Raw genomic sequence first — 18,419 nt, 5'->3', positions numbered from 1 at the left:
ACAGGGGACCGGACGGGACGGGCGGCTCCTTCGTGTCGGCCGCCGGCCGGTCAGCCCCGCGGGACCGCCAGCTCGATCTCCCGGCCGCCCCCGCCACCGGGCACCGGCAACGCCACGCCCGAGTGTTCGAAGCCGGCCTTCCGGTACATCGCCTCGGCGCGGGGGTTGTCCTCGTGGACGAACAGCCGCACCCGCTCGATCCGGGGCTCGGTGAGCGACCACGCCCACTCCTGGACGGTCCGGAGCAGGTCGAGCGCCAGCCCGGTGCCACGCGCCTCCGGCCGGACGTAGACGCCGACCACGTGCACCTGGTCGACCTCGACGACGTCGCCCTCCAGGGCCCCGTCGCCGCCGGCCCGCTCGACCAGTCCGGTCATGGAGCCGAGCCAGCGCCCGTCCTCGGCCTGCGCGACGAACTGCGCGACGTGCGGGTCCGTCGCCGCCCGGGTCGTGCGGTCCTGCCAGAACTCGTCCGGCCTGGCGGCGGCCTGCTCGTACGTCTCCAGGAAGGCCACGGCCGCGACCGGGTCCTGCAGCGCGTCCAGGCGGATGTCCCTGAGCCGCTGCCAGTCCTCGGTCCGTACGCGTCTGATGATGGTGGTACTGGTGTTCATCGCGTGATGATGTCATCGCCACCGGCGGCCCGCGCAAGCGAAATTCGGCGCGGCCGACGGGCCGCTCAGACCCGGGACCGCACCAGCAGCCTCGCCAGCAGCGCCGCCGGCCCCTCCGGCAGGCTGCCGTGGAGGAGTTCGGTGCGGTGCACCAGCCGGGGCTCGGCGATCGGCGCGTACCCGACCCCGGGCGCCGCCGCGAGCACCGGCTCGGGCAACAGGGTGAGCCCGTGCCCGGCCGCCACCAGCGCGAGCAGCCCGTGCACGTCGGTGCCCTGGTAGCGGGTCGCGGGCCGGAAGCCGTCGGCGCCCGTGGCCGCGCGCAGCCGGGCCGCCGTCGGGGTGAGGTCGGGGGCGTCCAGCCAGCGGGCGGCGGAGAGGTCGGCGAGCGCGAGGCCGCCGCGACCGGCCAGCGGGTGGCCGACGGGCAGCGCGACGGCGACCGGCCGCTCGGCCACCGCGACGGTGCGCAGCGGGCCGACGTCCGGCAGCGGCAGCGGGTCGCTGGGCGCGGCCAGTCCGTCGATCAGGGCCAGGTCGACCTCGCCGGTGGCCACCTGGGCGGGCAGCACGTCCTGGGCGAGGACCCGGACCACCGGCTCCATCCGCGGATGGGCCCGGCGCACCTCGCCGAGCGCACGCCCCAGTTCCGCTCCGACCGCCAGCGGAGTGGCCCCGACCACCAGCCGGGCACTCGGGGCGCCGGCCAGGCGCGCGACGTCGGCGCGCGCCGCCTCCAGCCGGACCAGCAGCGGTGCGGCGTGCTCCAGCAGTCGCCGCCCGGCCCCGGTCGGGCCGACCGGGCGACGGGCCAGCAGCGCCGTCCCGAGGTCCGCCTCCAGCGCGGCGATCTGCTGGGAGACCGCGGACTGGGTGTAGCCGAGCTCCCGCGCCGCCTCCGAGAAGGAGGCGAGGCGGGCGACGGTGACGAAGGTGCGCAGCTGCTGCGGGTCCACGGCGGGCATCAACCGATCTGATCGATACTTAAGGAATCATCGTTGGCGCTGATCTCGGGTGCGGGGTCAGGATAGCCGCATGACCCATCTGACCCCCCGGATCGCCCTGGTCGGCGACCGCTCCCCCGCCGTCCGCTCGCACGCCCGGATCCCGGGCCTGCTGGACGCCCTCGCCGAGCACGACCACCTCGTCCTGGACGCCTACTGGATCCCGACCGGGGACGCCGCCGCGCCCGGCGCCCTGGACGGCTTCGACGCGCTCTGGCTGCTGCCCGGCAGCCCGTACCGCAGCGAGGCGGGCGCGCTGGCCGCCGCCCGGACCGCCCGCGAACGCGGCATCCCCTTCCTCGGCACCTGCGCCGGGTTCCAGCACGCGGTGCTGGAGTACGCCCGGAACGTCTGCGGCCTGGCCGGGGCCGCCCACGGCGAGCAGCAGCCGGACGCGGAGCAGCAGGTGATCGCCCCGCTGGCCTGCTCACTGGTCGGGCACGAGGGTGCCGTCGAGATCACCCCCGGGAGCCTCGCCGAGCGGGTCCTCGGCGCCACCCGCACCGTGGAGCGCTACCACTGCGCGTACGGCCTCGACGGCGCCTACCTGGACCGGCTGACCGCGCACGGCCTGCGCTTCAGCGGCACGGACGCCTCGGGCGAGGTGCGCGTCCTGGAGCTGCCCGGCCACCCGTTCTTCCTGGCCTCGCTGTTCCAGCCCGAGCTGTCCGGCGACCGCACCCGGGCGCACCCCATGATCCGTGCCCTGGCCGGCGCCGCCGTGGCGCACGCGGACTCCACGGCCGCGCCGTCGAGCCCCCGGCCCGACGCCGCACCGGCCCCGGCCCCGGCCCCGACGGCCTGAGCCCGCCTCACATCGGCAGCGACCGCAGCCGCACCGGCCCCTCCGGCCAGCCGGCCCCCGCCGCCAGCGGCACCCACATGGTGCGCAGCGGCATCTCCACCAGCCGTCCCTCCGGCTGCTCCACCGTCACCCCTTCCGCCACCTCGCGGAACCCGAGCCCCCGGTAGAACGGGGCGAGCGGCGGGCGGCAGAACAGCAGCGCGTACCGGTGGCCGAGCGTGCGCGCGTGGTCGAGGGCGGCCCCGACCACGGCCCGCGCGAGGCCGCCGTGGCGCCGGTCGGGCGCGACGCAGACCCCGCCGACGCCCATGGCGTCCAGGTCGGTGCCGCCCACGGTGAGCGGCAGCGGCACCAGCCCGGTGTGGGCGACGAGCCGGCCGTCGGCGGCCCGCACACCGAAGTGGATCTCCTTGGGCCGGAAGGTCAGCCCGGTGTAGGCGACGCCGTACGGGTCCTCCCCCGGGCCGAGGATCTCATCCTGCTCGGCGCGGCCGTACCGCGCGAGCCGTTCGACCACCGGCGGCCCGACCAGGTGCGGTTCGGGCGAGAAACGATCATCCATCCCGCCATGCTCTCCCCCCACCAGGGCCTTTAACCAGTCCCTTCCCAGCCACTCGATCGGCCGACCGTCCCGGCGCCGCGCCGGTGTGGAAGCATGCCCCTCATGCAGCAGCCCACCGGCCAGTCGTCCGCCGACCGGTCGGCCGCCGACCTCGCACCGCTGCCGGACACCACACCGTTGCCCGACCTCGCCGCACCACTGCCCGGCCCGCCGCTGCGCCTGCCCCGCCCGGTCCGCGCCCTCGCGCCGACCGTCCTGGTGCTGCTGGTCCTCGTCCCGCTCGCCGCCAAGGACCCGGACGTCGGCCCGACCACCTCGCCGGGGACCAACGCGGGCCTGATGGCACTCGGCGCGCTCGCCCTGGCCCTGCGGCGCCGCCACCCGGCCGCGGTCGCCGCGGCCACCCTGCTCAGCGGCCAGCTCCCGCTGGCCGTCGCCCTCTACGGGCTGGCCGCGCGGCGCGGCCACACCGCGCCGGTGTACGTGCTGGCGGCGCTGGCCGGGCTGCGGCTGCTCGTCCCGTTCGACCTCGGGGACGTCGGTGCCCCGTCCGAACTCGCCAACCTGATCGAGGACCCGCTGGTCTTCGGCGCCGTGCCGCTCGCCCTCGGGCTGACCTCCCACCAGCGCGCCCGCACCGTCGCCGTGCTGGCCGAGCGCAACCGACTGCTCGGCGAACGCAACCGGCTGCTGGAGGAGGCCCGCCGGCACGCCGAGGAACGCGCGGTGGCCGCCGAACGCGCCCGACTCGCCCGGGAGATGCACGACGTGGTGTCCAACCGGGTCTCGCTGATCACCCTGCACGCGGGCGCCGGGCAGGTCGCCCGGGCCGAGGACCCGGCCGCCGTCCGGGAGACCCTCGGTCTGATCCGCGCCCTCGGCCTCCAGGCGCTCACCGAACTGCGCGGCCTGCTGGGCGTACTGACCACCTCCGCCGAGCAGGCACCCTCGCTGCGCGGGCTGCCCGCCCTGGTCGAGGAGTCCCGGCTGGCCGGACTGGCGGTCGGACTGACCGTCAGCGGACCGGACGAGGGACTGCCCGACCCCGGGCCCGCCGTGCAGTACGCGGCCTACCGGATCGTCCAGGAGGCGCTGACCAACGCGCACAAGCACGCCCCGGCCGCCGAGGTGGCCGTCACCGTCGAGGTCACACCGGACGGGCTGCGCCTGGCGGTGGTCAACTCCCCCGCCGACGACCCGGACGGCGAGGCCGCCGGCGGGCGGACGGAACACCCGGAACTGCCCTCCGGCGGCCACGGCCTGCGCGGTATGCACACCCGGGCCGACGACCTCGGCGGCACCCTGCACGCCGGGCCGACCCCCGAGGGCGGTTTCGCCGTCCGGGCCCGGCTGCCGCTCGGCACCGCCTGAACGGCGGCACGGGCCGAACGGCGAGCAGCGGCCGAGCACCCGCCGAGCACCCGCCGAGCACCCGCCGAGCACCCGTCGACCAACGCCACCGGCGCGACGGAGGTCGGGCCGAGCCGGCCTCAGGCCGCCGCGCGCCGCGCCAGCTCCGACCAGACCTCGTCCACCCGCGCTTCCAGCTCCGCCAGGCCGCCACTGTTGTCGATCACCAGGTCCGCGATCGCCAGCCGGTCCTCCCGCGTGGCCTGCGCGGCCATCCGGGCCCGGGCCTCCTCCTCGGTCATCCCGCGCAGCCGCACCAGCCGGTCCACCCGCACCTCGTCGGCCGCGTCCACCACCACGACCAGGTCGTACAGCGGCGCCAGGTGGTTCTCGGCCAGCAGCGGCACGTCGTGGACCACGGCCGCGTCCGGCGCGGCCGCCGCCTCCAGCTCGGCGGCGCGGTCCCGCACCAGCGGGTGGACGATCGCGTTCAGCGCCTTCAGCCGCTCCGGATCGGCGAACACCACCGCCCCGAGCGCCGGGCGGTCCAGTGTGCCGTCCTCCCGCAGCACCTGCGGGCCGAACTCGGCGACCACGGCCGCCAGGCCGTCCGTCCCGGGGGCGACCACCTCGCGGGCGATCACGTCCGAGTCCACGATCACCGCGCCGCGCGCGGCGAACAGCCGGGACACCTCGCTCTTGCCCGCGCCGATGCCACCCGTCAGTCCGATCTTCAGCATGGCGTCAGGCTACCGGCGCGGCACCGGGCCCGTCAGCACGGGCCGGCGGCGGACGACCCGGTGGTGGACCGCCCATCGGCGGACCGCCCATCGGCGGACCGCCCGTCGGCACCGGCCGCAAGCGGAGAGCGCCGTCAGCCGAGCTCCAGGCTCTCGCCCTCCCCCAGCACCGTCAGCTCCGCGCCCGTGCCCGGCCCGTCCGGGCCGACCAGCCGGGTCTGCACCGCGAACCCGATCGGGCTGAGCACCGCCTCGTGCACCGGCACCGCCTGGCGCGGCCCGGCCTCCCGGACGTAGTCGATCACCTCGGCGGCCTTGCTCCAGGGCGCCGCGAGCGGCAGCAGCAGGGTGTCCACGGCGTGCGGCGGCACGGTGAACGCGTCACCGGGGTGGAACAGCCGGCCGTCGAACAGGAAGCCGATGTTCCGCACCCGCGGGATGTCCGGGTGGATCTGCGCGTGCCACTCGCCGTGCACCGAGACGCCGAGCCCGCCGAGCCCGCCGATCTCGAAGGCGTCGCCCTCGCCGACCACGGCGATCCGCTGCGCCACGCCGTCCAGCTGGGCGGCGACGGCCCCGTTGGTCCACACCCGCAGCGCCGGGTCGGCCTCCAGTGCGGCACGCAGCCGGGACTCCTCGAAGTGGTCCATGTGCTCGTGGGTGATCAGGACGGCGTCCGCCCCGGCCAGTGCGGCGGGGTCGGTGAACGCTCCCGGATCGACGACGACGGTGGCACCGCCGTGCTCGACGCGTACGCAGGCGTGTCCGAACTTGGTGATTCGCATGGCAAAACCATACAGCGAAGCTGTACAAACTCCCGATAGACTTCTCCCATGCCCAGCGAAGCCCCGCACCCGGACACCCTGGAACTCGCCGCCGACCTGCGTGCCGCCCTCGGCACCCTGGTCCGCTCCCTGCGCACCGACGACGAACTGCCGCAGAACCAGGCCGCCGTCCTCGGCCTGCTGGTCCGTGACGAGCTCTCCTGCACGGTCGCCGAACTCGCCGCACTCCAGCGGGTCCGCCACCAGTCGATGGCCCGCACCGTCGCCCTGATGACCGAGGCCGGGCTGGTCACCCAGCAGCCCCACCCCACCGACGGCCGCAAACTGCTGATCGCCGCCACCGAGGCCGGCCGCGCCGCCCTGCTCGACCAGCGCGCCCGCCGCGAACACCGGATCGCCACCGCCATCGAGTCCCGCCTCAGCCCCGAGGAGCGGCAGCAGCTGCGCGCCGCCGTCCACCTCCTCGACCGCCTGCACTGAACGGCGAACTCCCCGCCCGGACCGTGCCGCTGACCCCCTGCTAGGGTCCGAGCCCGTGACGGACAGGGCAGCACCACAGGACCAGGCCATGCGCGGGCACTTCCACCGCGCCGCCCAGCAGCGCGGCTTCACCCTCTCCCCGGCCCAGCAGGCGGCGGTCGACCGACTCGGCCGACTCGCGGGCGAACTGGCCCGCCCCGCCTGGCGGTTGCGTCGCCCACCGCGCCACGTCTACCTCTGGGGCCCGGTCGGCCGCGGCAAGAGCTGGCTCGTCGACACCTTCCTCGACGGCCTGGCCACCCCGCACAAGCGCCGCCTGCACTTCCACGACTTCTTCGGCCGACTGCACGAGGGCGTCGCCCACCACGACGCCGCCGCACACCGGGGAGCCGCCGTCGATCACGCCGTGGACGAGCTGCTCGACGGCTGCCGGGTCCTGGTCTTCGACGAGTTCCACGCCCACGACGCCGGCGACGCGATGCTCGTCGCCCGTCTCTTCCACACCCTGCTGGACCGCCGGATCACCCTGGTCACCACGTCCAACTACCCGCCCGCAGGCCTGATGCCCGACCCGCTGTACCACCACCTCTTCGAGCCGACGATCACGCTCATCGAGGAACGGATGGACGTCCTCGACGTCTCCGGCCCGGTCGACTTCCGCCGCGGCCCCCGTCCCCGAGGCCCCGGCCGGCGCTTCGCCACCGGCGCCCTGCTGCGCCCGGGCCAGGAGGCGGCGGCCGACCTGACCCCGCCCGGCCCCGGGGAGGCCGCCCCGGTGGCCGCCCACCACCGCGGTCTGACCGCCCGCGCCGTCCGCTCCGACCTGGTCTGGTTCGGCTTCGACGAGCTCTGCGAGGGCCGCACCGCCCCGCCCGACTACCTCGCGCTCGCCGAGCGCTTCCGCACGCTCGTCCTGGCGGACGTCCCCGCGCTGGTCGACGCCACCAGGGACGCCCGCCAGCGGTTCGCCAACCTGGTGGACGTCTGCTGCGACCGTGACGTCCGCCTCGTCCTGATCGGCGCCGACCCGATGACCGGCCTGACGCCCGGCTCCCCGGTCCAGCGCGACCTGGACCGCACCGCCAGCCGCCTCGCCCTCCTGCGGTCCCCCGCCGCCGAGACCGCCGCCGAGACCGCCGGGGAGGCCGTCGGGGAGGCCGTCGGGGAGAGCGCCTAGGCCTCCGACCCCACCAGGTCCTTGGCCGATGGCTTCCGGCCCGCCGACTCCCCGGCCACCGACTCCCCGGCCACCGGATCCGCACCCGTCGACTCCGCTCCCGCCAGGTCCGCGCCCACCGGCTCCCCGTCCGTCGCGCGCGGCACCGGGATCGCCGCCGGCGCGATCTCCGGCAGGTCGACGTGCTCGCTCAGCCCGAACCGCCGGTGCAGTCGCCGCAGCGGGGCGGGCGCCCACCAGTTGAACTCGCCGAAGAGGCTCATCGCCGCGGGCACCAGCAGGCACCGCACCAGGGTGGCGTCGACCGCGACGGCGACGGCCAGCGCGATGCCCATCTGCTTGACCATGAGCATGTCCCCGAGCGCGAACCCGGCGAAGACGATCACCATCAGCAGCGCCGCCGAGGTGATGATCCGACCGCTGCGCTGCACGCCCAGCTCCACCGCCCGGACGCAGTCGTGCCCGCGCAGGGTCAGCTCCCTGATCCGGGAGAGCAGGAACACCTCGTAGTCCATCGACAGCCCGAAGGCGAAGGCGAAGACCAGCACCGGGATGAAGGTCTCCAGCCCGCCGGTCGGGCTGAAGCCGAGCAGCCCGCTGAACCAGCCGTCCTGGAACACCAGGGTGAGCGCGCCGAGCGAGGCGCCCAGCGAGAGCAGGTTCATCAGCAACGCCTTGACCGGCATCACCACCGAGCCGGTCATCAGGAAGAGCAGCACCAGGGTGCCGGCCGCGACCAGGCCCAGCGCCCACGGTCCGCGCGAGAGCAACTCGTCCTGGAAGTCCACCACCGAGGCCGCGCCGCCGGTGACGTAGGTGGTCAGCCCGCCGCGGTCGGCCCGCAGCTCCTCCACCACCTGCTTGGCCTGTCCGCCCTGCGGGTCCCCGTGCACCAGCACGTCGATCGTGGAGACCGCGTCGCCCACCGGCGACACCGCCCGCACCCCGCTCACCCCGGGCAGCTTGGCGACCACGTCGTCCGCGTACGCCTGCGCCACCGACGCCCCGCCCTCGACCACCACGGTGATCGGCGCGGCCGAGGCCTGCGGGAAGCGCTGGTCGATCGTCTCGGCGACCTGCCGTCCGGCCGAGGAGGTGGGCAGCACCGCGGCGCCGGAGCTGCGCATGTCGGCGTGGAGGAACGGCGCACCGGCGGCCATCAGAAGCGCCACCGCGGCGAGGGTGACCGCCACCGCCCGCTTGCGCACCCGGCGCACGGTCCGGCTGAAGAACCCCTCGTCCGCCACCGGCGCGGCGGGCGACTTGATCCGCGCGCCGGCGAAACCGAGCAGTGCCGGGATCAGGGTCAGCGCGGCGGCGACGGCGATCACCACCACGCTCACCCCGGCCGCCGCCACCGCGCCGAGCACCGGGCTGGTGAAGACGAACAGGCCGGAGAGCGCGACGGCGACGGTCAGCCCGGAGAAGGCCACGGTGCGTCCGGCGGTCGCCGCGGTGCGTTCGACGGCGGCGGCGATGCCCGCGCCGTGGCCGCGTTCCTCGCGGAAACGATTCACCATGAGCAGCGCGTAGTCGATCGAGAGCCCGAGCCCCAGCACCGTGGCGATCGGCAGCACGCTGGTGTCGATGTCCATGATCCGGCTGAAACCGAACATGGCCAGCAGTGCGCCGCCCACCGAGGCGACCGCCCCGATCACCGGCAGCGAGGCCGCCGCCAGCCCGCCGAAGACCAGCACCATGACGATCAGCGTGAGCGGCAGCGTCACCAGCTCGCCGAACCGGGTGTCCTTCTCGGTCTGCTGCTTGACCTCCTGCTGGAGCACCAGGTCCCCGCCGACCGTGACGTGGGCGCCGCCCACCCCGTCCAGCGCGCCGAGCCGCTCGGTGACGGCGTCGGTCTGGGCGGTGCTCGCGGTGTCGGCCATCCGGACGGTGACCAGGCTCGCCGTCCCGTCGGCGGAGCGCAGCGCCGCGGACGCCGGGCCGGGGCCGTACGCGTCCTGAGCGGAGGAGACCCCGGGCAGGGCGGCGATCTCGGCGGTGGCCTTCTCGACGACGGCCTTCACGGCCGGATCGTCCACCGGCCTGCCGTCCACCACGGCGGTGACGGTGCCCTTGGCCGGGTCGGCCGCGGTGACCACCGCACTGCCCCGGTCGGCCTCGGCGCTGGCCGAGGAGGCCCCGGCCACCGAGCCTTCGAAGACCCGCCCCCCGATCAGGACACCGACCACCAGGACGACGGCCCACAGGCCGAGCACCCAGCGGCGGTGGCGGAAACAGAACCGGCCGAGGGCCGCGAGCCGGCCGCCGACCACGGCGGTGGGGGCGGCGGAAGAGGGGTTACGCATAAAAGGAGCCTTTCGGGCAGCTCCCCTCAATCTAGGTGCCAGGCGAACTCCGGCCTATAGATGGGCAATGAGCCTCATCTCACACTTTCCTTCACATAAAACACACATAAGTCGGGGCGCCATAAGTCATGGCGGAAAACGAAATGGGCCCCACCCGGAAATTCCGGGTGGGGCCCACCGTCTAGCTATCGGCTAGCGGGAAGCGAGAGCCTCAGCTCTGGCCGCCGGCCAGCTTCTCGCGCAGGGCGGCCAGGGCCTCGTCGGAGGCCAGGGCGCCCGAGCCCTCGTCGCTGCTGGACGAGTAGGAGCCACCGGCGGCAGCGGCGACGGCGTCGCCACCCTCCTCGGCAGCCTGGGCGTCGGCCTCGCGGCTCTTGATGACCTGGGCCTGGTGCTGCTCGAAGCGGGCCTGCGCCTCGGCGTACTGGCGCTCCCACTCCTCGCGCTGCTTCTCGAAGCCGGGCAGCCAGTCGTTCGCCTCGGGGTCGAAGCCCTCCGGGTAGATGTAGTTGCCCTGGTCGTCGTACGAGGCGGCCATGCCGTACAGGGTCGGGTCGAACTCGACCTCGGCCGGGTTGGCACCCAGGGCCTCGTTGGCCTGCTTCAGCGACAGGCTGATGCGACGACGCTCGAGGTCGATGTCGATGACCTTGACGAAGATCTCGTCGCCGACCTGGACGACCTGCTCCGGGATCTCGACGTGGCGCTCGGCCAGCTCGGAGATGTGGACCAGACCCTCGATGCCCTCGTCCACGCGGACGAACGCACCGAACGGAACCAGCTTGGTGACCTTACCCGGAACGACCTGGCCGATCTGGTGGGTACGGGCGAACTGCTGCCACGGGTCCTCCTGGGTCGCCTTCAGCGACAGGGAGACGCGCTCGCGGTCCATGTCAACGTCGAGAACCTCGACGGTGACCTCCTGGCCGACCTCGACAACCTCGGACGGGTGGTCGATGTGCTTCCAGGACAGCTCGGAGACGTGCACCAGGCCGTCGACGCCACCCAGGTCCACGAAGGCACCGAAGTTGACGATCGAGGAGACGACGCCGGAGCGCACCTGGCCCTTCTGCAGGGTGGTGAGGAAGGTCTGGCGGACCTCGCTCTGGGTCTGCTCCAGCCAGGCACGGCGGGACAGGACCACGTTGTTGCGGTTCTTGTCCAGCTCGATGATCTTGGCCTCGAGCTCCTTGCCCACGTAGGGCTGGAGGTCGCGGACGCGACGCATCTCGACCAGCGAGGCCGGCAGGAAGCCACGGAGGCCGATGTCGAGGATGAGACCACCCTTGACGACCTCGATGACGGTACCGGTGACGATGCCGTCCTCTTCCTTGATCTTCTCGATCGTGCCCCAGGCACGCTCGTACTGAGCGCGCTTCTTGGACAGGATGAGACGACCCTCCTTGTCCTCCTTCTGGAGAACCAGGGCCTCGATGTTGTCACCGACGGCGACGACCTCGTGCGGGTCAACGTCGTGCTTGATCGAGAGCTCGCGGGACGGGATGACGCCCTCGGTCTTGTAACCGATGTCGAGGAGGACCTCGTCACGGTCGACCTTCACGATGACGCCCTCGACGATGTCGCCATCGTTGAAGTACTTGATGGTCTCGTCGATGGCGGCGAGGAAGGCCTCCGCGTCGCCGATGTCGTTGACCGCGACCTGCGGGGTGGTGCTGAGGGAGGAGTCGGTGGGGCTCGTCATTAGGAAAAGGGCTCCGGTACGGACATGAAAGTCGTAGGTAATGCCACGCGGAGGGCCCGTATCGCTCCCACCGAAAGCCGGACAGCCAAGAACACGGCACACCGAGGTACCCGTCGAAACGAGAACCGGCGTCCGTCTTGCGACCGTGGGGTCTTCGACAGATGCGAGCGCGACCTGCTCCGTCCGAGGCGCGCAGGCCCGCAGCGCAACTTGTAGCATACGGGGACGGCCAGGCACGGTCAATGCCGAAGGACGGCAAGACGGTGGAGCCCGGTACGGATCAGGCCATATCCTCCGAATGCGCGCCTCGCGGCGACGCCCGAAGGGGCCATGTCCCCGGATGCCACCGCCAGGATCCGGACCCTGACGGGCCGGTTCGCGGCAGCGGCGCTTCCGCACTCCATACCCTACGCGATGGGCATTGTCACCGTGGCCACCACCCCCCAGTCGGACCTGCACGATCTTGACACCTCCCCCGCTCGGGTCGAGGAGGAGGACGGCGACGACGCGATCCGCCGCGAGGCCGGCACCGGGGAGAGCAGCCGGGCCAGCCGGCACTGGTGGGACCGCAACGCCGACGAGTACCAGGACGAACACGGCGAGTTCCTCGGCGACGACCGCTTCACCTGGTGCCCCGAGGGCCTGGACGAGGCCGACGCCCGCCTGCTCGGCGAGGTGGCCGGCCGGGACGTCCTGGAGCTCGGCGCCGGCGCCGCCCAGTGCTCCCGCTGGCTCGCCGCCCGGGGCGCCCGGCCGGTCGCCCTGGACATCTCCCACCGCCAGCTCCAGCACTCCCTCCGGATCGACCTCGGCCGCGGCACCGCCCCCGTCGCCGTCGTCCAGGCCGACGCCGCCGTGCTGCCCTTCGCCGACGCCTCCTTCGACCTCGCCTGCTCCGCGTACGGCGCCGTCCCGTTCAGCGCCGACACCGCCGCCCTGATGCGCGAGGTCCACCGGGTGCTGCGGCCCGGCGGGCGCTGGGTGTTCTCGGTGACCCACCCGATCCGCTGGGCGTTCCCGGACGAGCCCGGTGTCGAGGGCCTCACCGCGATGTCCTCCTACTTCGACCGCACCCCGTACGTCGAGCAGGACGACCAGGGCCGTGCCACCTACGTCGAACACCACCGCACCCTCGGCGACCGGGTCCGCGAACTCGTCGGCGCCGGCTTCCGCCTGGTCGACCTGGTCGAGCCCGAGTGGCCGGCCGACCTGGAGCAGGAGTGGGGCGGCTGGTCCCCGCTGCGCGGGCGGCTGATCCCCGGCACGGCGATCTTCGTCACCGAGCGGGGCTGAGTCGTCTTGCCGAACCCGGCCTTGCGTCCCGCCTGGCGCGACCTGCCCGTCCGCACCGCCCTGCCCTCGTTGGCCGCCGCGCTGGAGGAACACGGCACCGCCGTCCTCGCCGCACCGCCCGGCACCGGCAAGACGACGCTGGTGCCGCTGGCCCTGGCGGGGCTGTCGGACGCCTCGCGCGTGCGCCGGGTGCTGGTCGCCGAGCCGCGCCGGCTCGCGGTCCGGGCGGCCGCCCGGCGGATGGCCTGGCTGCTCGGCGAGGCGGTCGGCGGCCGGGTCGGGTACACCGTGCGCGGCGAGCGGCGCGTCGGCCCCGAGACGGTGGTCGAGGTGGTCACCACCGGCGTGCTGCTGCAACGGCTCCAGCGCGACCAGGAGCTGCCCGGCGTGGACGTGGTGGTGCTGGACGAGTGCCACGAACGGCACCTGGACGCCGACACCGCGCTCGCCTTCCTGCTCGACGTCCGGGCGGCGCTGCGACCCGAACTCCGGCTGGTCTGCGCCTCGGCCACCTCCGACACCGAGGCCTGGGCCGAACTGCTCGGCGGCGCCCCGGTGGTCGAGGCGCACGGGGTGTCCCACCCGGTGGAGACGGTCTGGGCGCCGCCACCGCGCGCCGTCCGGCCCGCCCACGGCACCCGGGTCGACGCCGCCCTGCTCGACCACGTCGCAGCCGTCGTGCGGCGGGCGCTGGGCGAGCGGGAGGGTGACGTGCTCTGCTTCCTGCCCGGCGTCGGCGAGATCACCCGGGTCGCCGGGCAGCTGACCGGCGTCGCGGCCGAGGTGCTGCAACTGCACGGCCGCGCCCCGCAGGCCGTGCAGGACGCCGCCCTCTCCCCCGGCGAGGGCCGCCGGGTCGTCCTCTCCACCGCCGTCGCCGAGTCCTCGCTCACCGTGCCGGGCGTCCGGGTCGTCGTCGACGCCGGGCTCGCCCGCGAACCGCGCACCGACCACGCCCGCGGGCTCGCCGGGCTGGTCACCGTCCGGGCGTCGCTCGCCGCCGCCCGCCAGCGCGCCGGGCGGGCGGGACGTGAGGCCCCCGGCACCGTCTACCGCTGCTGGAACGAGGCCGAGGACGCCCTCGCCGCCCGCTTCCCCACCCCCGAGATCGCGCTCGCCGACCTCACACCGTTCGCCCTCCAGGCCGCCTGCTGGGGCGACCCGGACGCCACCGGCCTCGCCCTGCCCGACGCCCCGCCGGCGGGGGCGATGGCCGCCGCCCGGCAGACCCTGCTCGCCCTCGGCGCGGTCTCTTCGGACGGGCGGGCCACGGCGCGAGGCGTGCGCCTCGCCCGTACGGGGCTGCACCCCCGGCTGGGGCGCGCGCTGGTCGACGGCGCGCCGGTGGTCGGCGCGCGACGGGCGGCCGAGGTGGTCGCGCTGCTGTCCGAGGAGCCGCCCAGGGCGCTGGGCGACGACCTCGGCGCGGTGTGGCGGACGGTCCGGGACTCCCGCGACCCCTACGCGATGCGCTGGCGCGACGAAGTCCGCCGCCTGCTGCGCGGCACCTCCGACGAACCCGCCACCCAGCTGCCCGACGCGACCGCCGCCGGACTCGTCGTCGCCCTCGCCTTCCCCGAGCGGATCGCCCGCGCCAGGGTGGAGCGGCCCGCCCCCGGCGAGCGCAGCCCCTACCTGATGGCCAGCGGGACAGCCGCCGAACTCGCCCCCGACACCCGGCTCGGCGCCCTGCCGTGGCTCGCCGTCGCGGTCGCCGACCGCCCGGCGGGGTCCCACTCGGCCCGCATCCTGCACGCCGCGGCGCTGGACGAGTCCACCGCCCTGCTCGCCGGTGCGCCATTGCTCGGCGGTCGCGCCGAAGTCCACTGGGACACCCGGCGGGGCGAGGTCGTCTCCCGCCAGGTCGAGTCGCTGGGCGCGATCGAACTCACCGAGAAGCCGCTGAACCGTCCTGACCCTTCGCTCGTCCGCGCCGCCCTCCTCGAAGGCCTCACCCGCGAGGGCGTCGGCACGCTGCTCACCTTCCCGTCCAACCTCCGCGAACGCCTGGCCTTCCTTCACTCGGCCATCGGCGACCCTTGGCCGGACGTCTCCGACGCCGTGCTCCTCGAACGCGCCGAAGAGTGGCTGGAGCCCGAACTCTCCCGCGCCCGCCGCCGCACCGACCTGGCGAGGATCGACACGACGGCCGCCCTCCAGAGGCTCCTGCCCTGGGCCACCGGCGAAGCCGGCCGGTTGGACGAACTCGCCCCCGAGCGCATCACCGTGCCGTCCGGCTCAAAAATACGAGTCGACTACACCACCGAACGCCCAGTGCTGGCCGTCAAGTTGCAGGAACTCTTCGGCTGGGCAGCAGCGCCCGCCCTGGCCGGAGGACGAGTACCGCTGACCATCCACCTGCTCTCCCCCGCCGGCCGCCCCGCCGCCGTCACCGGTGATCTGGCGTCCTTCTGGCGCGAGGGCTACCGCGCCGTCCGCGCGGAGTTGAGAGGCCGCTACCCCCGCCACCCCTGGCCCGAGGACCCGACCACAGCGGAACCCACCCGGCGCACCAACACCCGGAAGTAGGTCAGTCGCGTCGGTTCGGCCGAATCGCGGAGAAGACGACGAGCGTCAGGATCAGGGTGGTGAAGAGGATCAGGAACTTTCGCAGTCCCTCGGAGCTGGTGGGCAGCCAGCCCTGCAACAGCCCGACCCCGTCTCCCTCACCGCCACCGAACTCGCCGTCGTCGAACACTTCCTCACCGCCATCGACGCCATGGGCGGGATCCGCCCCGGCCACCAACACGGCCTCACCCGCTGGTTCACCACCGCCTACCTCTCCCTCGCCGCCGCCCGCCCCCTCCCCCGCACCGGCGACCCCACCCTCTACTGGACCACCCTCGTCACCGCCGGCGAACTCCTCACCACCGCCTCCAACCCCGACCCCCGCCTCGCATACGCCCTCACCCACTGCCACACCCAAGCCACCCGCACCTGACACCCCCGCACGAGAAGTCGACTCGACCGACTTCCCACGCACCGAACAGCCGGCTGCGTTCCCGACCACCGGACCGCGCCCCGGGAAATCAACAAGGTGCCGCCCTCGGTCTCCCGAGGGCGGCACCTTCCCGTGTCCACCGCAGCACGGCGCCACCCGGTGATCAGCTCATCCGCTCCCGCATCGCCTTCAACGGGCCCTGCGATTCGCCGTTGTAGCTCGGCGATGGCACGGCCGACTGCGTCCTGCGCAGGACGCCCTCGCCCGGGTCAGCGCGGCCGCCGGCCCTCCGGTGCCGACCGTCCTCGGCACCACGGAGTCAGCTACCGCCCGGCCTCGCCCCCGCCCCGGAGCGGCCAGGCCCGGGGCCCCGCCCGTCGGTCACTCCCAGCGCCAGCCGTTCTTGTCCTCGCAGGTGAGGACGCGCCCCGCGGCATCGGTGCCGGTGTCGCCGTGGGCGCTGTTGGGGCAGGCCCGACCCCGGACTATGCAGGCGCCCTTGGAATCGGTGGTGCAGCCGGCCGCCTGGTGCTGCGTGGGCGCGGGCTGCGGCGCCGGTGGGGTGTTCGCCGGAGCCGGTTCACGGGTGGCCGGGGCAGCGGGAGCAAGCGGGGCGGCAGGAGCGGGGGGAGGAGCCGGGGCGGCAGGAGCGGCCGTCGCGGTCGGTGCCGCGCTTGCCGCCCCGGGCGCGCTCGCGGCCGGGGCGGGCGGTACGGTCCCCGGGCAGTCCTCCTCGTTCTTCACCACGGACAGCGTCACCGTCGTGTCCTTCACCGCGGGTTCCCCGGCGGCCGGCTGCTGGGAGCACACCTTCCAGTGGCTCGGCATGAGCACCGATCGGGTGTGGGACTCGCCCTGGTGGACGTCCTTGAAGTCCACGCTCTTGGCGATGCGGGCGTCCCGCTGCTGCAAGGCGTCCTTGGCCTTGTCCCCGTGCATGCCGACGACGCTCGGCACCGACGTGCCCTGCGTTCCGGCGACGCTCGACGCCGACGTGCCGTCAGCATCGGCCTTGCACCCGGCCACCATGAGCACGGCGGCGATCGCGCCCGCGCCGAGGACGGTCGCCCGCATCCGGCGGGTGGGGCTCGTCGGACGGACTCCGTGCGACTGGAACATCGGCGGCTGTATCACGGCAGGCAGACACACTTCCGGGTCAATGGTGGCGCGTCACAAGGGCTTTCGGACGCGGAGAAGGCTTGAACGTACACCAGGAGAACTCGCGGTGGCGCCGGTCTACGGAATCCGGCCCGGCGTCAGCTCAGCAGGCCCGTCGCGTGCAGGTGGTGGAAGACGAGCCGGTCGACGGGGGACGAGCAGTGCCGGTCGCCGTAGGTGAGCCAAGCGAACTCCTCGATCTCACTGCTCGCCTCCAGGTGCCCCTCGTACGCCGCCGTGTAGCAGGTCATCCGGACGAGGACGCCGTCCGGATGACCGTGGGCCTGAGCCTCGAACACGCCCAGGAGTGCCGCCGACTCGGGCGCGATGGCGACGGCGAGTTCCTCCCCGACCTCCCGCACCAGGGTGTCGAGGTCGCTCTCCCCGGGCTCGCGCTTGCCGCCCGGGAGGTAGTAGGCGTCCTTGCCGCGCGAACGCGTGCTGAGCACCTTCCCGTCCTCGGTGTGGATCCAGGCCACCTTGTCGATGACGGTTGCCATGCCTCTGCCCCGCTCCCCGACCGATCCGACCGATCCGACCGGCTCAACTCCAGGAACAACCTGACGGACTTCTCGGCGGGCGGCCCCGCGCCGGAGCGGCTGACAGGTTTGTGCCCTGCACCACCGGGCCGGGGCTCCCCGAGCGCACAAGCTGTCGTGTCCGTCGGATTCCTCGCCGGTCCCGGGTCAGTGGGTGTGGTCGGGCCAGCCCGGGGTGGGGGTGCCCATCGACTGACCAGGGCGCAGGATCGGGATGCCGGTCTGGACAGGGCTGCAGGTGATGATCCGGCCCGCCGAGTCGTGGATGCACTTGCCCTGCGGGTCGGACTCCTCGGCCTTGGCCTCGCAGTTGGTGCAGGGCGCCGGTGCCGTGTCCTGCGGGTCCTGCGCCGCCGGGGCCTTGGGCTTCCCCACGGACGACCCCTGAGGCTTGGACGCGGCGGTGGGTGCGGCCTTCGTGGCGGGCTTCCGGATGGCGGTCGAGGCGTTGCCCGCCGGCTCGGCGGCCCCCGGCTCGTCGGCCGCGGGCTCGGCGGCGGCCGGGGCCGGGTCGGGTTCCGGCGCCGCGGACGGGCTGGGTGAGGACTGCGCCTCGGTCGGCGTCGGCGCGGGCGTCGGCATCACCGACGGCTCGGCGGTCGCCGTCGCGCTGGGCGTGGCCGCGCCCGCCCCGGCCGAAGCCGGCGCACCGCCCCCGCCGCCGGACAGCGCCCAGACCGACACGCCCGCCAGCACCAGCGCCGCCAGGGCGACCGGGACCACCGTCCGGGGCCGCGGGAACCTCCGCCCCCGCGTTCCCTCGCCCGTCTCCGTCTCCGCCATCGTCGTTCCCCCCGCTCGCAGCCGCGCCCACCGTGCGGCGGACCGGCAGGATCGTAGCGGCGGGCCCGGACACTCCCGCGTGCGGGCCCGCCCGGTGATCACCCACGGTGCCTTCGCGTCACCGGCCAGGGCGACCGGGCGGGCGCGGCGGGGAGGCCCCCCCCAACAACCCCCGCG

The 18,419-nt window shown here is 74.4% G+C and carries 18 protein-coding genes; 7 read left to right on the top strand and 11 right to left on the bottom strand.

What is annotated here, in order from left to right; translation table 11 throughout:
- Positions 1–50: 50 nt before the first annotated feature.
- The gene (locus tag ABZ449_RS28455; RefSeq protein ID WP_360351659.1) at positions 51–614 is read right to left on the bottom strand and encodes a GNAT family N-acetyltransferase; all 564 of its coding nucleotides are present in this window, start codon (positions 612–614) and stop codon (positions 51–53) included.
- A 65-nt stretch (positions 615–679) separates the two neighbouring features.
- Positions 680–1,579 carry a LysR family transcriptional regulator gene (locus tag ABZ449_RS28450; protein ID WP_360351657.1) on the bottom strand — a complete coding sequence of 300 codons (900 nt, stop codon included), beginning with the start codon at positions 1,577–1,579 and terminating at the stop codon, positions 680–682.
- Between the two features lie 70 nt (positions 1,580–1,649).
- On the opposite strand from ABZ449_RS28450, the gene ABZ449_RS28445 reads away from it, so the two are divergent.
- Entirely contained in the window at positions 1,650–2,423 is a 774-nt protein-coding gene (locus tag ABZ449_RS28445; protein ID WP_360351654.1) for a hypothetical protein, read from the top strand.
- A 7-nt stretch (positions 2,424–2,430) separates the two neighbouring features.
- Here the strand turns inward: ABZ449_RS28445 and ABZ449_RS28440 are convergent, their stop codons facing one another.
- The gene (locus ABZ449_RS28440; protein WP_360351651.1) at positions 2,431–2,985 is read right to left on the bottom strand and encodes a GNAT family N-acetyltransferase; all 555 of its coding nucleotides are present in this window, start codon (positions 2,983–2,985) and stop codon (positions 2,431–2,433) included.
- A gap of 102 nt (positions 2,986–3,087) precedes the next feature.
- On the opposite strand from ABZ449_RS28440, the gene ABZ449_RS28435 reads away from it, so the two are divergent.
- The gene (locus ABZ449_RS28435) at positions 3,088–4,356 is read left to right on the top strand and encodes a sensor histidine kinase (protein WP_360351649.1); all 1,269 of its coding nucleotides are present in this window, start codon (positions 3,088–3,090) and stop codon (positions 4,354–4,356) included.
- A gap of 119 nt (positions 4,357–4,475) precedes the next feature.
- Here ABZ449_RS28435 and coaE read toward each other — a convergent pair whose 3' ends face one another.
- Together coaE and ABZ449_RS28425 are read right to left on the bottom strand one after the other, a co-directional pair.
- Positions 4,476–5,075 carry a dephospho-CoA kinase gene (gene coaE, locus ABZ449_RS28430; protein WP_360351647.1) on the bottom strand — a complete coding sequence of 200 codons (600 nt, stop codon included), beginning with the start codon at positions 5,073–5,075 and terminating at the stop codon, positions 4,476–4,478.
- Between the two features lie 134 nt (positions 5,076–5,209).
- Positions 5,210–5,860 carry an MBL fold metallo-hydrolase gene (locus ABZ449_RS28425; RefSeq protein WP_360351644.1) on the bottom strand — a complete coding sequence of 217 codons (651 nt, stop codon included), beginning with the start codon at positions 5,858–5,860 and terminating at the stop codon, positions 5,210–5,212.
- A gap of 48 nt (positions 5,861–5,908) precedes the next feature.
- Here ABZ449_RS28425 and ABZ449_RS28420 point away from each other — a divergent pair, with 48 nt between their 5' ends.
- Entirely contained in the window at positions 5,909–6,340 is a 432-nt protein-coding gene (locus ABZ449_RS28420) for a MarR family transcriptional regulator (protein ID WP_360351642.1), read from the top strand.
- A 55-nt stretch (positions 6,341–6,395) separates the two neighbouring features.
- Positions 6,396–7,517 (top strand): cell division protein ZapE, encoded by a 1,122-nt coding sequence (gene zapE / locus ABZ449_RS28415; protein WP_360351639.1) that lies wholly within the window; start codon positions 6,396–6,398, stop codon positions 7,515–7,517.
- Here zapE and ABZ449_RS28410 read toward each other — a convergent pair.
- Entirely contained in the window at positions 7,514–9,826 is a 2,313-nt protein-coding gene (locus ABZ449_RS28410) for an MMPL family transporter (RefSeq protein ID WP_360351636.1), read from the bottom strand. The genes zapE and ABZ449_RS28410 overlap by 4 nt on opposite strands.
- Positions 9,827–10,037: 211 nt before the next feature.
- Entirely contained in the window at positions 10,038–11,528 is a 1,491-nt protein-coding gene (gene rpsA, locus ABZ449_RS28405) for a 30S ribosomal protein S1 (protein ID WP_030061640.1), read from the bottom strand.
- 414 nt (positions 11,529–11,942) lie between these two features.
- On the opposite strand from rpsA, the gene ABZ449_RS28400 reads away from it, so the two are divergent.
- Together ABZ449_RS28400 and hrpB are read left to right on the top strand one after the other, a co-directional pair.
- Positions 11,943–12,821 carry a class I SAM-dependent methyltransferase gene (locus ABZ449_RS28400; RefSeq protein WP_360351633.1) on the top strand — a complete coding sequence of 293 codons (879 nt, stop codon included), beginning with the start codon at positions 11,943–11,945 and terminating at the stop codon, positions 12,819–12,821.
- 6 nt (positions 12,822–12,827) lie between these two features.
- Positions 12,828–15,350, top strand: coding sequence for an ATP-dependent helicase HrpB (gene hrpB / locus ABZ449_RS28395; RefSeq protein ID WP_360351630.1), 2,523 nt, complete (start codon positions 12,828–12,830; stop codon positions 15,348–15,350).
- Position 15,351: 1 nt separating this feature from the next.
- Here the strand turns inward: hrpB and ABZ449_RS28390 are convergent, their stop codons facing one another.
- Positions 15,352–15,519, bottom strand: coding sequence for a hypothetical protein (locus ABZ449_RS28390; RefSeq protein ID WP_360351627.1), 168 nt, complete (start codon positions 15,517–15,519; stop codon positions 15,352–15,354).
- Positions 15,520–15,540: 21 nt separating this feature from the next.
- Between ABZ449_RS28390 and ABZ449_RS28385 the strand changes: the two genes are divergently transcribed.
- On the top strand, positions 15,541–15,762 hold the full coding sequence (locus ABZ449_RS28385) for a hypothetical protein (RefSeq protein WP_360351624.1): 222 nt from the start codon (positions 15,541–15,543) through the stop codon (positions 15,760–15,762).
- A 381-nt stretch (positions 15,763–16,143) separates the two neighbouring features.
- Here the strand turns inward: ABZ449_RS28385 and ABZ449_RS28380 are convergent, their stop codons facing one another.
- From ABZ449_RS28380 to ABZ449_RS28370, 3 genes are all read right to left on the bottom strand, one after another.
- On the bottom strand, positions 16,144–16,881 hold the full coding sequence (locus ABZ449_RS28380) for a PASTA domain-containing protein (RefSeq protein ID WP_360351621.1): 738 nt from the start codon (positions 16,879–16,881) through the stop codon (positions 16,144–16,146).
- 137 nt (positions 16,882–17,018) lie between these two features.
- A complete protein-coding gene (locus tag ABZ449_RS28375) occupies positions 17,019–17,420 on the bottom strand; it encodes an NUDIX domain-containing protein (RefSeq protein ID WP_360351619.1) in 402 nt (133 codons plus the stop codon).
- Positions 17,421–17,606: 186 nt separating this feature from the next.
- Positions 17,607–18,242, bottom strand: coding sequence for a hypothetical protein (locus ABZ449_RS28370; RefSeq protein ID WP_360351616.1), 636 nt, complete (start codon positions 18,240–18,242; stop codon positions 17,607–17,609).
- Positions 18,243–18,419 lie beyond the last annotated feature (177 nt).

This window comes from Kitasatospora sp. NPDC005856, assembly GCF_040629945.1.
Classification (GTDB): domain Bacteria; phylum Actinomycetota; class Actinomycetes; order Streptomycetales; family Streptomycetaceae; genus Kitasatospora.
This window is presented reverse-complemented; position numbering and strand designations above follow the sequence as displayed.